Annotated in this window: 10 protein-coding genes; 8 read left to right on the top strand and 2 right to left on the bottom strand. The window is 70.0% G+C overall.

The genetic code is table 11. The features are described from left to right. Positions 1 to 91: 91 nt before the first annotated feature. Positions 92 to 1669, bottom strand: a complete 1578-nt coding sequence (locus NQ706_RS00945; protein ID WP_150112737.1) for a MauE/DoxX family redox-associated membrane protein — start codon at positions 1667 to 1669, stop codon at positions 92 to 94. Between the two features lie 132 nt (positions 1670 to 1801). On the opposite strand from NQ706_RS00945, the gene rimO reads away from it, so the two are divergent. From rimO to NQ706_RS00925, 4 genes are all read left to right on the top strand, one after another. Then, positions 1802 to 3289 (top strand): 30S ribosomal protein S12 methylthiotransferase RimO, encoded by a 1488-nt coding sequence (gene rimO, locus NQ706_RS00940; protein WP_038567661.1) that lies wholly within the window; start codon positions 1802 to 1804, stop codon positions 3287 to 3289. Positions 3290 to 3341: 52 nt separating this feature from the next. Then, positions 3342 to 3980: a CDP-diacylglycerol--glycerol-3-phosphate 3-phosphatidyltransferase gene (pgsA, locus tag NQ706_RS00935; RefSeq protein ID WP_038570638.1), complete on the top strand. Its 639-nt coding sequence runs from the start codon at positions 3342 to 3344 to the stop codon at positions 3978 to 3980. Beyond that, positions 3977 to 4477 (top strand): CinA family protein, encoded by a 501-nt coding sequence (locus NQ706_RS00930; RefSeq protein ID WP_038567664.1) that lies wholly within the window; start codon positions 3977 to 3979, stop codon positions 4475 to 4477. Before pgsA ends, NQ706_RS00930 begins: the two co-directional genes overlap by 4 nt. Before the next feature lie 150 nt (positions 4478 to 4627). Then, positions 4628 to 4921, top strand: a complete 294-nt coding sequence (locus NQ706_RS00925) for a helix-turn-helix domain-containing protein (RefSeq protein ID WP_038567666.1) — start codon at positions 4628 to 4630, stop codon at positions 4919 to 4921. A gap of 49 nt (positions 4922 to 4970) precedes the next feature. Here the strand turns inward: NQ706_RS00925 and NQ706_RS00920 are convergent, their stop codons facing one another. Then, positions 4971 to 10364, bottom strand: a complete 5394-nt coding sequence (locus tag NQ706_RS00920; protein ID WP_404360199.1) for a DEAD/DEAH box helicase — start codon at positions 10362 to 10364, stop codon at positions 4971 to 4973. 98 nt (positions 10365 to 10462) lie between these two features. Here NQ706_RS00920 and NQ706_RS00915 point away from each other — a divergent pair, with 98 nt between their 5' ends. The 4 genes from NQ706_RS00915 to miaB all read left to right on the top strand — a co-directional run bounded on the left by NQ706_RS00915 (position 10463) and on the right by miaB (position 14732). Continuing rightward, positions 10463 to 10696: a DUF3046 domain-containing protein gene (locus NQ706_RS00915; RefSeq protein WP_038567672.1), complete on the top strand. Its 234-nt coding sequence runs from the start codon at positions 10463 to 10465 to the stop codon at positions 10694 to 10696. Positions 10697 to 11101: 405 nt separating this feature from the next. Continuing rightward, entirely contained in the window at positions 11102 to 12127 is a 1026-nt protein-coding gene (gene recA / locus NQ706_RS00910; RefSeq protein ID WP_369815079.1) for a recombinase RecA, read from the top strand. An 82-nt stretch (positions 12128 to 12209) separates the two neighbouring features. Further along, entirely contained in the window at positions 12210 to 13130 is a 921-nt protein-coding gene (locus NQ706_RS00905; RefSeq protein WP_051805766.1) for a regulatory protein RecX, read from the top strand. A 69-nt stretch (positions 13131 to 13199) separates the two neighbouring features. Next, the gene (gene miaB, locus NQ706_RS00900) at positions 13200 to 14732 is read left to right on the top strand and encodes a tRNA (N6-isopentenyl adenosine(37)-C2)-methylthiotransferase MiaB (protein ID WP_038567675.1); all 1533 of its coding nucleotides are present in this window, start codon (positions 13200 to 13202) and stop codon (positions 14730 to 14732) included. The last annotated feature ends 39 nt before the right edge of the window (positions 14733 to 14771 follow it).

Here is a 14771-nt window from a genome sequence, read left to right as displayed (position 1 = left end):
GACCACCTGACTCCCGTGACCGCGCGAATCGCGTGACCGCGGGAGTCAGGTGGCGTGTCGACCGCTCACTACACTCCGTTGTCACGCTCCGTTATCCGCGCGCCGAGACGGTGAGGGCGTCGGCCCGATCACCGTCTCCAGCCTCAGGCCGGGCCGCGGCCACCTCAGCGATGATCTCCTCCATCGCCTCGGCGATGGCCTGCGAGCCGCTGACCGGACCCGCCAGCAGGTACCGGTCCGGCCCGAGCGCGACCAGGGTCGGCGTGCCGGATCCGAACATCTGCAGCAGGGCGTTGTGCTCGTCCATGAGGATGCTCTTGGGCGCGTAGCCCTGCTCCTGCAATGGCTGCAGATGGGATTCGTGCGTGACGACAAGTCGGACGGGGATGCCGCGCAGCTGCGCCTCCCAGCCCTGCGCCTGCTCGATGACGGGCAGGCAGGAGCCGCAACCAGGGCTGACCATGAGCAGGACGACCGGGCCGGAATCGGCCATGGAGATCATCGAGACGCGGTTGCCCTCGCCGTCGGCCAACAGGGCGAAGGGGGTGGGGCGCCGCTCGTAGTCCTCGATGCCGTCGTCCGTGACCTCAGCCAGCGGGGTGGTCGTCACGGAGGTGCTGGTGTAGTCGAAGGTGGGGTCTTCCGGCACCATCGTGCCGGTCGTGACGGTAGGCGTCGCCACCTTGTTCATGGCGGGCTCCTGCTGGGCGGCAATGTCGTCCATGAATGACGCGACGGCGGGGCTGCCGATGGCCGGCCCAGCGGCGATCAGGTCGTCGGCGCCGAGGAGGAGGGCCGTCGGCGTCCCGCCTCGAACCATCTGCGTGAGGGTGGCCTGTGGATCGAAGTAGACCTCGAAATCCTGCGGGTCGATGAGGCCGTGGTAGGTATCCGTGGCGAACGAGGGCAGGACGATCACCGTGCGCACGTGCGGCACGGTGTGCTGCCAGGCGCGGACCTTTTCAATGACGTTGACACAGGATCCGCAGCTGGGGGACACGACGAAGACTGCCGCGGGGCGCCCTGTCGGCAGGTCTCGCAGCGCGATCGTCGTGCCGTCTACCGTCTCGAGCGCAACGAAGGGCGTAGGCGCGCGGAGGTACTCGTCGTCCGCGGACGGCGCAGCCGCGTTGACGGCACCGGCCTCTCCGCGGTGCCCAGCAATAAGCCACGTGAGGACGACGGCGGCGAGGACACCCGCCAGCCAACACCACTGGCCACCGTCGAAGTTGGCGAGCCGGGCCGCGATGCTGCGGTGCACCGCGGCGTCCACCAGCGTCAGGGCTGCGAGGCCGACCAGGAGGAGGTTACGGACGGCGGTGAAAACATCGACGTCACCGAGGCCGAGTTTGCCGAAGCAGGAGCACTGCACGGGCTCACCAAACGTCAGGGCGCGAACAATGACGACCGTGTATGCGATGAACAGCAGGACGGCGGCAACGGCGGCAAGCAGCTGCAGCCAGCCCCAGGCGAACACCAGCACGACGGCCAACGCGAGTTCGCCGAATGGCAGCAGAGCGGGCGCCTTGATCTTCCGCAGGATGACAGGGAGACGGAGGCTGATGAAGGCCTCATCCGCCGTGGAGCGGGCAGCAAGCTTCGCGCAACCGGAGACGGTGAGCACGAGCACGAGCAGGATCGCAGGGACAGTCGAGGGGGCGTCATACACGTCATTCATGGTAGGCGTCACCACTGACAGGCCCCTCTCACCGAATGGCCGATGTGATGCCTCGTCATCGTTGGCCGCACCGCAGCCAACGATGACGGCAGGGTGGGCCCCGGGCGCCACTAGACTGACGCCATGACTTCAGCCCCGTCCCGCAGCGTCGCCGTCGTCACCCTCGGGTGCGCTCGAAACGAGGTCGACTCCGAGGAGCTGGCCGGGCGCCTCGCGTCTGAGGGGTGGACCCTCGTCGACGATGCCGCGGACGCCGACGTGGCCGTCGTCAACACCTGCGGTTTCGTTGAGCAGGCCAAGAAAGACTCGGTCGACGCACTACTCGAGGCCAACGACCTCAAGGACACCGGCCGCACCCAGGCCGTTGTCGCCGTCGGGTGTCTAGCCGAGCGCTATGGCAACCAGCTCGCCGAGCAGCTGCCGGAGGCCGACGCCGTCCTCGGCTTCGACTCATACCAGAACATGTCGAGCCACCTCACAGCGGTGCTGGCTGGGCACAAGCCCGAGGCGCACGTGCCTGGGGATCGCCGCAAACTGCTGCCCATCTCTCCCGCCAAGCGCCAGGACGGCGCCGCTGGTCTGGCACTCCCGGGTCACGGCGCAGCGCCGGTGACGTCGCAGCCCGCCGACGTCGAGGTCGCTTCGCCGGTGAGTACGCCGCGCGTCATTCGGGCTCGTCTTGACGGACGTCCGTGGGCGCCGCTCAAGATCGCGAGCGGCTGCGACCGACGGTGCGCGTTCTGCGCCATCCCGGCCTTCCGCGGCGCGTTCCTGTCCCGCCGTCCCTCCGATGTTCTCACCGAAGCGCGCTGGCTCGGTGAGCACGACGTCAAGGAGGTCTTCCTCGTCTCGGAGAACTCGACCTCCTACGGCAAGGACCTCGGCGACCTGCGCCTGCTCGACACGATGCTGCCCGAGCTCGTCGCCGTGGACGGCATCGAACGTGTGCGCGTGTCGTACCTGCAGCCCGCAGAGATCCGGCCCGACCTGCTCGACGTCATGGCGAACACGCCTGGTATCGCGCCGTACTTCGACATCTCGTTCCAGCACGCCTCCGGCCCGTTGCTGCGCACGATGCGGCGCTTCGGGGATCGCGAGTCCTTCCTCGGCCTGCTCGACGACGTGCGTCGCCGCGTGCCGAACGCGGGCATCCGTTCGAACGTCATCGTCGGGTTCCCGGGCGAGAGTGAGAAGGACCTCGACGAACTCGAACAGTTCCTCGTCGCGGCGCGCCTCGACGTCGTCGGTGTCTTCGGCTACTCCGACGAGGACGGCACCGAGGCCGAGACCTATTCCGACAAGCTGCCGCAGGACGAGATCGACGCGCGCCTGGAGCACTTCCGCACCCTGAACGAGGAGCTCAACCTGCAGCGCGCCGAGGAGCGCATTGGGGAACGTCTCGAGGTGCTCATCGAGGCCACCGAGTCGGACGACGAGGACGACCCCGAGGCCGCCGTCCGCCATGTCGGCCGCGCTGGGCAGCAGGGCCCGGACGTCGACGGCATGACCTACGTCGAGGCCCCCGACGGGCGCGAACTGCGCGTCGGCGACATCGTCGAGGTCGAGGTCGTCGCTACCGAAGGCATCGACCTCGTCGGGGAGCTGCGCTGACGTGGCGCATCGTGGGACTCAGGGCCACACCCCCGACGCGACCGAGGGTGGCATGACGGACGAGGCAGCCTCCGAGCCTGCGGCCCCCGTCGACGCGCCTGCGGGCCGCGAGACCGTCAGCGACTGGAACATTGCGAACGCCCTGACGATGGGTCGCATCGCGCTCGTGCCGTTCTTCGGCTGGTTCCTCGTCGCTCGCGGCGGGCACGAGGACACGTTCCGCATCATCGCGTTCGTGCTGTTCGCCGTCGCGGCGATCACCGACCGCATCGACGGCGACATCGCCCGCAAGCGCGGCCTCGTCACCGACTTCGGCAAGCTGATGGACCCGATCGCCGACAAGGCCCTCATCGGTATGGCCTTCGTCGGCCTGTCACTCATCGACGTCGTGCCGTGGTGGGCGACCGTGCTCATCCTCGCGCGCGAGATCGCCGTCACCGCACTGCGATTCGTCGTCATCCGCCGCAGCCACGGCGTCATGCCGGCCAGCCGCGGCGGCAAGATCAAGACGGCGCTGCAGGCACTCGCAGCCGGGCTGTTCGTGCTGCCGCTGCCGTGGGTCGGGCACGCGCTGGCGTGGGCGATTCTCGCGGGCGCGATCGTCGTCACCGTCGTCACCGGCGTCGACTACTTCGTCCAGGCGGCGCGGCTCAACCGCCGTCTTGGGCGCGGGGAGGAAGGGTCCGCATGAGCGTGGGAGCGTCCGAGATGGCTCAGCGGCTCGTCGAGGATTTCACCCGTCGCGGGCTGAGGTTCGCCTGCGCAGAATCGCTGACGGCGGGGCTCGTCAGCGCGGGGGTCGCCGACGTCCCTGGCGCCAGCCGTGTGCTGCGCGGCGCGGCCGTCACCTATGCGACGGAGGCGAAAGCCGCCGTCCTCGGGGTGGACGAAGCTCTGCTCGCCAAACGCGGAGCCGTCGATGCCGAGGTCGCCACGCAGATGGCGCGCGGTGCGCTACGTCTCTTCAAAGCCGACGTGGCCGCCGCGACGACGGGCGTCGCCGGGCCGAGCGAACAGGACGGTCAACCTGTCGGACGCTGCTACGTGGCGATCGCGGTCGCGGACCGGGAATCCAAGCCCGACGGTGTGCGTTGTTACGTTCAAGAGTTCATCTTCAGCGGTGATCGCGCGGCGATCCGTCGGGCTGCGAGCGAAGCAGCATGGCGGATGAGCCTCGACCAGGCGTGAGGGCTCGCACGATCCGTATGGAACACGCGGCCGACGAAACCGTCGTCGGCGGCCCGCCCACGGCGGCCCTCGGAGGGTTGTCACCCGTCGCCGCTACAGTGAGAGCAACCACAACTGGCACGCACGTGCCATCGTCACCAGGAGATACGCATGATCTTGCTTCGCGAAGAGCTCGGTGACGTGCTGCGCTCCCAGCGTCAGGCGCAGGGGCGCACCCTGCGCGAGGTATCGAAGGCGGCGCGCGTCTCGCTCGGTTACCTGAGCGAGATCGAGCGTGGCGAGAAGGAAGCCTCGTCCGAGCTGCTCGCCGCCGTCTGCGAGGCGCTCGAGCTGCCGATGTCGCAGACGCTGCACCTCGTCGCCCAGAACGTCGCGCGCGCCGAGGCTGCGCACGCACCCGTCGTCCTGCACCCCAACCGCGCGGCGGTCGCCAAGGCTGCGTGACGGCCCTCGGCTGAGCGGCGCCGTCGCGGGGAGCCCGCCGCGGTGATGCTCAGCGTCGCTTGCGGATGCCGTGCGGCCCGGCGACGAACCCCGCGTCCATCAGCGCCTTCACGATGGGCTCGTCCGAGGTGAGGGCGCTGATCCCGTTCACCGTCTTGATGCTGAGCGAGTCGACCTGGCCGCCGCTGACGAGCCCCGCCAATCGTGCGCCCACCTCCGGCCAGACGGCGTCCTCGGCCGTCCAGGTGAGGGCCGTGCGGCCGCCGCGTTCCACGTAGGCGACGAGAGCGCCGTCGGCGATGACGACGAGCGCGCCCGCCTTGCGCCCGGGACGGTGACCGGCGTGCTCGTCACGGGCAGGAGGCCACGGCAGCGCCGCACCGAACGGGTTGGCGGGGTCGCAGGCCGCGAGCACGAGACACTCGACGGGCCGCGCACCCCACGGATCGGGCTCCGGCGCGCGCGTCGCGCGCAGCGCATCGACGGCGACCGACGCCCCGAACTGCGAGGCACCGAGACCTTCGACGAAGTAGCCGCGCCGAACGAGCCCGCGCTCCTCGGCGCCGGCGAGCACCTTGTAGACGGCGGCGAATCCACCGACGACGTCCTCGTCGACGACGGCGCCGCGCGTCACGATGCCGTGGCGGGCGAGCAGCCCCTCGGCCCGCGTGAACGTGCGTTCGGTGAGATCATCCTCGGCTGCGGGCAGAAGGCGCCATCGTCCGACGGCGGTCGGAGGGGTCCTGCCGGCGGCCGCTGCGCTGGGGCGGCCGGCACGCGACGACAACGACGGCCCCCGCAGGCGGGCATACCGCGAGCCGCGCGCCGTCGACACCCGCGGCTTGTGCGCACTCGCGCCGCCGGTGAGCAGAGCGCGCACGGGCGCGAACGTGTCGCCGCTGACGTGACCGTTCCACACCGCGTCCCACAGCGCGCTCGTGAGAGCCGAGTCGTCCGCCGTTGCCAGGCGAGTGCGCAGATCGGCGAACAGGTGGCTGCCACCGACCCCGAGGGCTCGCGCCACTGCGGCGCCGATGAGGGGCGAACGCCCGTTCTGCGTCCCGGTCTGAGTGGGCGCTGCCGTCCTGTCGTCGCGGGACTCAAGGGTCGCGCCGTGCGCACCTGAGTCAGCCGTCATCGGGGCGGCGGCACCCGCCACCTCGGCGAGTTGGTCGGCGGGTGGTTCGCTCACACCCGAGCCATTGACGTCGGCATCGTCGGTGTTACCGACAACGCCAGAGGCTGCCGCGTCGGATGTCTGCGCATCTGGCTCGGCGTCAGATCGGGCGGCACCAGATCTCGCAATCTCGGACGTTGCGGCAGCGGCCGTCGACCGCTCTTCTGCGGGCGCCTCACGGCCGGGGGCGTCGAGCTCACTCGGAAGGGCGTGCGCGGCCAGCGTCAGGGGAGCGGTGTCGGGGAAGTGGAAGCTGATCCAACCGTCGTCGGCGGAGATGCTGCCGTGCCCCTGCCACAGCAGTTCACCGGCGGCGAGCAGCTCGTCGAGGTCGGAGGGGCGGTAGTTCGTCACGCGGGCCGGCAGGATGAGGCTCTCGATCGCGGACGCGGGCAGCGGCACCCCGACGAGCGGTTCGAGGGCGGCGAGCACACCGTCGGGCCCACGCAACCCCCCACCCACCTGCTGCCAGCGCGGCAGGAAACGGGCGTACTGCTCCGCGGCGACCGGTTCGATCTCCGCGCGCAATGACGCCAGCGACATGCGTCGCAGCGTGCGCAAAACGCCCGGGTCGCAGAACTCCCCGTCACGATCGCCGCCGCCGAGCGAATCGGGTAGCAGAGATCCGTGAACGAGGCGCGAGTCGTGCGCGAGCCGCGTCAGCGCACTCGTGACGACGGCGACGCCGAGGCCGTAGTGTCGCGCCGCGCGGGCCGCGGTGAACGGGGCGTGGCTCGCCGCGTACCGCAGCAGCAGATCGTCGAGCGGCGCCGTCACGGGTTCGAGATACGCCTGTGCAACGCCGGGCGGCAGCGCGACACCGAGCGCATCCCGCAGACGCGACGCGTCCTCGATCGCGCCGAGGCGCACGTCACCGCCCCAACGCACCTCGATGGCGCGCCGGGCCGCGACGAGTTCGCGCCACCACGGCTCGACGTCGCGGGCCTCGGCACCGGGAGGTGGGTCGAGCTCCGACTCATGGTTCGCGGCGCCCGACCCCACGTCGTCAGCCGTCACGTCCGTCGAGGTCGCCTCCACAGCGTCGTCGCCGGTCTCCGCCAGCTCACCTGCCGCCGTCGGCGCCGGACCGGATGACTCCGCCTGCGATACCACCGGGTCGGCCGACGATGTCGAGGCAGGCACAGCCCTTGCGGCGATCTCCTCGAGCGTCAGCGGGCCAAGGGCGCGCAGGGCATCGGCGAGATCCTCGGCATGGCGCAGACGCCGGTCGGGCGCGAGCCGCTGGGTGCGCGACTCGAACAACCGCACGACGTCGGGGTCGAGCAGGTCGGCGACGGACAGTCCGCCGGCGGACCCGAGCAGGTCGGCGAGCAACTCCGGGTCGAGCGACAACGCGGCGGCGCGCCGCTCCGCGAGCGGGGAATCGCCCTCGTAGAGGAACTGCGCGACATAGCTGAACAGCATCGCCTTGGCGTACGGGCTCGGCGACGTCGTCTGCGTGTGCACGACACGCACCTCGCGCTTGGCGATGGAACGCATGAGATTCACGAGGCCGGGCACGTCGTAGACGTCCTGCAGCACCTCACGCACCGCCTCGAGGACGATCGGGAAGCTGGGGTAGGCGCTCGCGACCTCGAGCAGCTGCGCGGCCCGCTGACGTTGCTGCCACAGCGCCTGACGCTTGCCCGGGTTACCGCGCGGCAGCAGCAGCGCACGCGCGGCGCACTCGCGGAATCGCGCCGCGAACAGGGGCGTGCCGCCGACCTGATGGGTGACGATGTCGGCCACGTCGTCCGGGTCGAGCACGATCGCCTCGATGAGCGCGTTCGTCAGGGTGTCGTCATCGCCCTCGGTCTCGAGCAGGCGGAAGACCAGCCCGTCATCGGTGTGCATGGCCTGCACCTCGACGCCGAACCGCTCCGCCATCCGGGCGCTGACGGCGAGCGCCCACGGTGCGTGCACGGACGCGCCGAAGGGGGAGTGCACGACGATGCGCCAGTCGCCCATCTCGTCGCGGAAGCGTTCGATCACGACGGTGCGGTCGGTCGGCATGTGCCCGACGGCTTCCTGTTGCTCACGCAGGTAGGTGAGCAGGTTGCGGGCGGCGAGTTCGTCGAGCCCGAGTTCGCGGGCGCGCGTGAGGGCGTCCTCGTCGCTCGTCTCGGCCATCTGCCGGGTGAACGCACCGATCGCCTCACCGAGTTCGAGGGGTCGCGGCAGTGCGTCACCCTTCCAGAACGGCAACCGGGCCACCTGCCCCGGCGCGGGGGTGACGAGCACCTGATCGCGCGTGATGTCCTCGATGCGCCACGTGCTCGTGCCGAGGGTGAACACGTCGCCGATGCGGCTCTCGTAGACCATCTCCTCGTCGAGTTCGCCGACGCGGCGCCCCGGCCCGTCGCCGCCCGCGAGGAAGACGCCGTACAGGCCGCGGTCGGGGATGGTGCCGCCGGAGGTGACGGCCAGTCGTTGCGCGCCGGGGCGCGAACGCAGCACGTCGTCGCTGCGATCCCAGACGATGCGGGCGCGCAGCTCTCGGAAGGTGTCGCTCGGATACAGCCCCGACAGCATGTCGAGGACGGAGTCGAGGACGCTGCCCGTCAGACCAGCGAACGACGCCGCGCGACGCAGCACCCGTTCGAGGTCATCGCGGCGCCACTCGTCCATCGCAACCATCGCGACAACCTGTTGCGCGAGAACGTCGAGGGGGTTGGCCGGAACCGCGATCGACTCGATGAGGCCGCGCCGCATGCGGTCGACGACGACGGCGGCGCTCAGCAGATCGCCGCGGTACTTGGGGAAGAGCACACCGTGGCTCGTCGCCCCGACCTGGTGACCCGCACGGCCGATGCGCTGCAGCCCGCTCGCCACGCTCGGTGGCGATTCGACCTGCACGACGAGATCGATCGCGCCCATGTCGATGCCGAGTTCCAACGAACTCGTCGCGACGACGGCGGGCAGGCGCCCCGCCTTGAGCTGGCCCTCGATCTCCGCCCGCACGTCCTTGCTCACCGACCCGTGGTGAGCGCGCGCGATGACGGCCGGCGTGCCCGCCGACGTCCCGGCACCGCCGATGAGCGCCGCAGGTGGGGTCGAGGCGCGCGCGTCATACCCAGGCATGACCTGGTCGCGGGTCGCCCGGCCATCTCCGGCGCGAGCCTCGTCAGCCCGGGCAGCGACCGTCATGGCGTCGCCGACGGGGCCTGTGGCCCACGGGTCGACAGGGGAGCTCGACGATGCCTGCGCTGGGTTGTCCGCGTCTGCGTCGATCGCGTCGTCATCGTTCAGATCGGCCTCGTCGAGGTCGATGTCGTCTGCCCCGGCTGAGCTGCCGAGCGCTTCCGCCTGCGCCGCCGCGTCGAGGCGCTCGGCCCAGATCTCGTTGAGGCGCGCCGTCAGACGCTCGGCGAGTCGCCGCGAGTTGGCGAACACGAGCGTCGAGGTGTGCGCGGCGATGAGGTCGACGATGCGTTCCTCGACGTGGGGCCAGATCGACGCCGTCCGCTCCGGGGCGTGATCGTCGAACGAGGCGTCGTCGTCCCGCGGGCTGGAGGCGAGGTCGGCCATGTCCTCGACGGGGACGACGACGTCGAGCTCCCACGTCTTCGTGATCGGCGGCGCGACCGTCGTGACGGGGCGCCCGCCGGCGAGATAGCGCTCGACCTCGCTGATCGGGCGGACGGTGGCCGACAGGCCGATGCGCTGCGCGGGGGAGTCGAGCAACTCGTCGAGTCGTTCGAGCGTGACGGCGAGGTGCGCACCACGCTTGGTGCCCGCGACGGCGTGGATCTCGTCGATGATGACGTATTGCACGCCCTTCAGCCGCTCGCGCGCGTTGCTCGTCAGAAGCAGGAACAGCGACTCCGGGGTCGTGATGAGGACATCGGCACCCTTGCTCGCGAAGTCGCGCCGCTCCTTCGGAGTCGTGTCGCCGGAACGCACCGCCACCGAGACCTCGGGCTCGCTCAGGCCGAGGCGCGTCGCCGCGTGACGGATGCCGACGAGGGGGGAGCGCAGGTTGCGTTCGACGTCGACGGCGAGGGCCTTCATCGGCGAGACGTACAGGACCCGGCAGCGGTGGTCGGCGTCGGGCTGTGCGTCGTCGCCTGCGTGCATGACCTGGTCGAGCCCCCACAGGAAGGCGCTCAGGGTCTTGCCCGAACCGGTCGGGGCGACGACAAGCGTGTGCTGCCCCTCACTGATCGCTTCCCACGCGCCCTCCTGAGCGGGGGTGGGTGCGCCGAACGTGCCCGTGAACCACTCACGGGTGGCCGGCCAGAAGCGTTCGACGACAGGGCTGTTCATGCGCCCAAGCGTGCCACGCGGCGCCGACAACCCCGTCGTTTCGCGGTTTTAGCCCCGTCAGGTTGCCCCCGCGGTGGCCCGTGGGCGAAGGTGGCGGGGTGCGAGAGAGTGAGTTCAACCGCCTCATGGCCGACGAGTTCGGCGACGCCTACGGCTCGATGGTGGCGAGCAGCCACGTCTTTGGGGCGCTCGACGGGCGCACGGCGAACGAGGCGCTCGCGGCCGGCGTCCCCGCCCGACGGGTTTGGCTGGCTGTGTGCGACGCCTTCGACATCCCCGAGGAGCGCCGCCTGGGCCGCGACCGGCCCGTCATCGACCACCCGTTCGAGTGAGGTCGTCTCGGTTCCGATGAGCCGGGCGGGTCGTCCCGGCAGTGGGTAGGGGTGAGCGAAACGGATGGCGGGTGCCGCCGTCGCGGGTCTGAGGTGGCTCGTCGACCGCACGCGGACACGCCACGCGACGATGTTCGAACGCGTGTTCTATTTCGTGTAACGTGGTCCACAGATGCGACGCCGGGGAACCCTCCTCCACAGCGTGCTTAGCCCGTGATTCCGGTGTTGTCGGTGGTCGCATCTAGCGTCTGATTCGACACGAGGTCACCCAGCACGTCGGCCTCCTCGTCGATCGCCGGTAGGCGCGACCACCCACGATTTCGAAGGAGAACGGCCATGGCCAAGGCACCCACCACCCCCAACCCGTCAGCATCGGGCGACAAGATCAAGTCGCTCGACACCGTGATGGCTCAGATCGAGAAGGCCCACGGCAAGGGCTCGATCATGCGCCTCGGCGAGGACGTGCGTCCTCCGATCGAGGTCATCCCCACCAGCTCGATCGCGCTGGACGTCGCGCTCGGCATCGGTGGCCTGCCCCGTGGCCGCGTCGTCGAGATCTACGGCCCGGAATCGTCGGGTAAGACGACGGTCGCGCTCCACGCCGTCGCCAATGCGCAAAAGGCCGGCGGCATCGCGGCCTTCATCGACGCCGAGCACGCGCTCGACCCGGAGTACGCCCGCAAGCTCGGTGTCGACACCGACTCGCTGCTCGTCAGCCAGCCCGACACGGGTGAGCAGGCGCTCGAGATCGCGGACATGCTGATCCGTTCCGGTTCGCTCGACATCATCGTCATCGACTCGGTCGCTGCGCTCGTGCCCCGCGCCGAGATCGAGGGCGAGATGGGTGACAGCCACGTCGGTCTGCAGGCGCGCCTCATGTCGCAGGCGCTGCGCAAGATCACCGGTGCGCTCAACTCGACCGGCACGACGGCGATCTTCATCAACCAGCTGCGCGAGAAGATCGGTGTCATGTTCGGCTCCCCGGAGACGACGACCGGTGGTAAGGCCCTCAAGTTCTACGCGTCCGTTCGCATCGACGTGCGCCGCATCGAGACGCTCAAGGACGGTTCGGAGCCGGTCGGCAACCGCACTCGCGCCAAGATCGTCAAGAACAAGGTGGCGCCGCCGTTCAAGCAGGCGGAGTTCGACATCCTCTACGGCCAGGGCATCTCGCGCGAGGGTGGCCTCATCGACATGGGTGTCGAGCAGGGCTTCGTCCGCAAGTCGGGTGCCTGGTACACGTACGAGGGCGACCAGTTGGGGCAAGGCAAGGAGAACGCCCGCACCTTCCTCAAGGACAACCCGCAGCTCACCGATGAACTCGAGCTCAAGATCAAGAAGAAGCTCGGCATCATCCCGGACGACGACGCGGTGCTCGAGGGCCTCGACCCGGACGCGCCCATCGACGCCGAGGTCATGGTCGACTTCTGATCGACGCCACGACGCGGCGGTGACGCCCCTGCTCCGACCGGGGATCGACGTCGCCGCGTGTGGGAGACGGTGAGCGCGACACATGCCTTCACGACCTGACGACGTCAGGCAGTCTCTGGGGCTGCCCGACTTCGTCGACCCCGTCGACGTCGGCGAGGCGAGCCTCGCCGCGTCACAGACGTGGGGCGACGAGCGACCGGCCACGGCGCGCGGCTTGTCGACCGGCGACCCTGCCGCCGGAGTCGCTCGTCCCTTCGGCTCGGTGGGCCACGAAAGCCGCTTCGCCGGTGACGACAGTGGCGACAACGCCAGTGCCCGGCCCGGCCGCGCCGGGCGCCGGCGCCAGGGCGGTTCGGCGTCCGGATACGGCCAATCATCGTTCGGTACGTCGTCCTTCGGCGCCTCGTCCTCGGGCGTAGGCGCGCGCTCAGGCGCCAAGCGCAAGGCCAAGAAGCAGCTGACGTGGGCCGAGAAAGCCGAGCGGCGCGAGAAGCGGGCAGCGGCGCGACGGGAAGCCGAGGCAGCCGAGCGCGAGAAGGACCCGATCGGGTACGCGCGCGAGATCGTCCTCACGCAGCTCACGGCGATGCCGCGCAGCCGCTCGCAGCTCGCCGACAAGCTGCGTGAGAAGGAGGTGAGCGAGGACGTCATCGACGTCGTCCTCGACCGCATGGAGGACGTCGGGCTCGTCGACGACGAGGCCTATGCCGCCATGCTCGTGCGTTCGAAGCTCGCCTCCCGGGGGCTCGCCCGTCGCGCCCTGCGTCAGGAGCTCAAGCGCAAGGGTATCGACGACGACGTCGCGACCGTCGCGCTCGAACAGGTCGACGACGATGTCGAACGCGAGCAAGCTCTCGTCCTGGCGCGCAAGAAGATGGTGACGATGAGCCGGCTTGACGAGCCGACGCAGACGCGCCGCCTCGCCGGGCTGCTCGCCCGCAAGGGATACTCGGGCGAGCTCGTGTGGTCCGTCATCCGTCAGGTGCAGGAAGAAGCGTCATGAGCGAGCACGAATCAGGCCCCGTAGCGCCCCGGAACCCGATCACTCCGACCGGCGTAGACTTGGACGGCCATGGCTAAGACGTATGAGGTGCGCACCCACGGGTGCCAGATGAATGTCCACGACTCCGAGCGCATCTCGGGGCTGCTCGAACAGGCCGGTTACACCGACTTCGCGGCGCTTCCGGAGACTGAGCGCTCCGAGAACCCCGATCTCGTCGTGTTCAACACGTGCGCCGTCCGCGAGAACGCGGCGAACAAGCTCTACGGCAACCTCGGGCACCTGCGTCCGACGAAGGACGCGACGCCGGGCATGCAGATCGCCGTCGGCGGCTGCCTCGCGCAGAAGGACCGCGCGACGATCGTCGCGCGCGCGCCGTGGGTCGACGTCGTCTTCGGTACCCACAACGTCGGCTCGCTGCCCGCCCTGCTCGATCGTGCCCGTCACAACGCCGAGGCACAGGTGGAGATCCTCGAGAGCCTCGAGGTCTTCCCCTCGACGCTCCCGACGCGTCGCGACTCCGCCTATTCCGGCTGGGTGTCGATCTCCGTCGGCTGCAACAACACGTGCACGTTCTGCATCGTGCCGGCGCTGCGCGGCAAGGAGAAGGACCGTCGCCCCGGTGAGATCCTCGCCGAGGTGAAGGCTCTCGTCGCGCAGGGCGTCGTCGAGATCACGCTGCTCGGGCAGAACGTCAACACCTACGGCGTCGAGTTCGGCGATCGACAGGCGTTCAGCAAGCTGCTGCGCGCGTGCGGCGAGATCGAGGGCCTCGAGCGGGTGCGCTTCACGAGCCCGCACCCCGCGGCGTTCACCGACGACGTCATCGACGCGATGGCGGAGACGCCGAACGTCATGCCGAGCCTGCACATGCCGCTGCAGTCGGGCAGCGACAAGGTGCTCAAGGACATGCGCCGCAGCTACCGCAGCAAGAAGTTCCTCGGCATCATCGAGAAGGTCCGCGAGAAGATGCCGGACGCCGCGATCACGACCGACATCATCGTCGGTTTCCCCGGCGAAACGGAGGAGGACTTCCAGGGCACCCTCGACGTCGTCGAGGCCTCCCGCTTCAGCTCGGCGTTCACGTTCCAGTACTCGATCCGTCCTGGCACGCCGGCCGCGACGATGGACGACCAGATCCCCAAGGAGGTCGTCCAGGAGCGTTTCGAGCGCCTCATCGAGCTGCAGGAACGCGTCTCCTGGGCGGGCAACCGCGAGCAGGAGGGGCGCACCGTCGAGGTGCTCGTCGCGCCGAGCGAGGGCCGCAAGGACGCCGAGACGCACCGCATGTCGGGCCGGGCGCGGGACAACCGTCTCGTCCACTTCGCCGTGCCGGAGGGCGCCGAGCGTCCGCGCCCCGGTGACATGGTGACGGTCGACGTCACGTACGGCGCGCCGCACCACCTCGTCGCCGACTCCGGTCTCGACGGCGGCACGTACAGCGTGCGCCGCACCCGCGGTGGTGATGCCTGGCAGGCGTTGCAGGACGCGGCGGCCGACGGTACGCCGACCGGCGCCGCGAAGCCCGCCGTCAGCCTCGGCATGCCGTCGATCGGGCAGCCGCAGACGCCCGTCGCGACGGCGCCCGCCTGCGCCGCGAACTGAACCTCGCGCGGCAGCGACGGTGGCGCTGACCATCGAGCC

This window comes from Dermacoccus sp. BD5 (genome assembly GCF_044878485.1).
Classification (GTDB): domain Bacteria; phylum Actinomycetota; class Actinomycetes; order Actinomycetales; family Dermatophilaceae; genus Dermacoccus; species Dermacoccus nishinomiyaensis.
The sequence above is the reverse complement of the archived record's forward strand: the minus strand, read 5'-3'. Positions and strand labels throughout refer to the sequence as shown.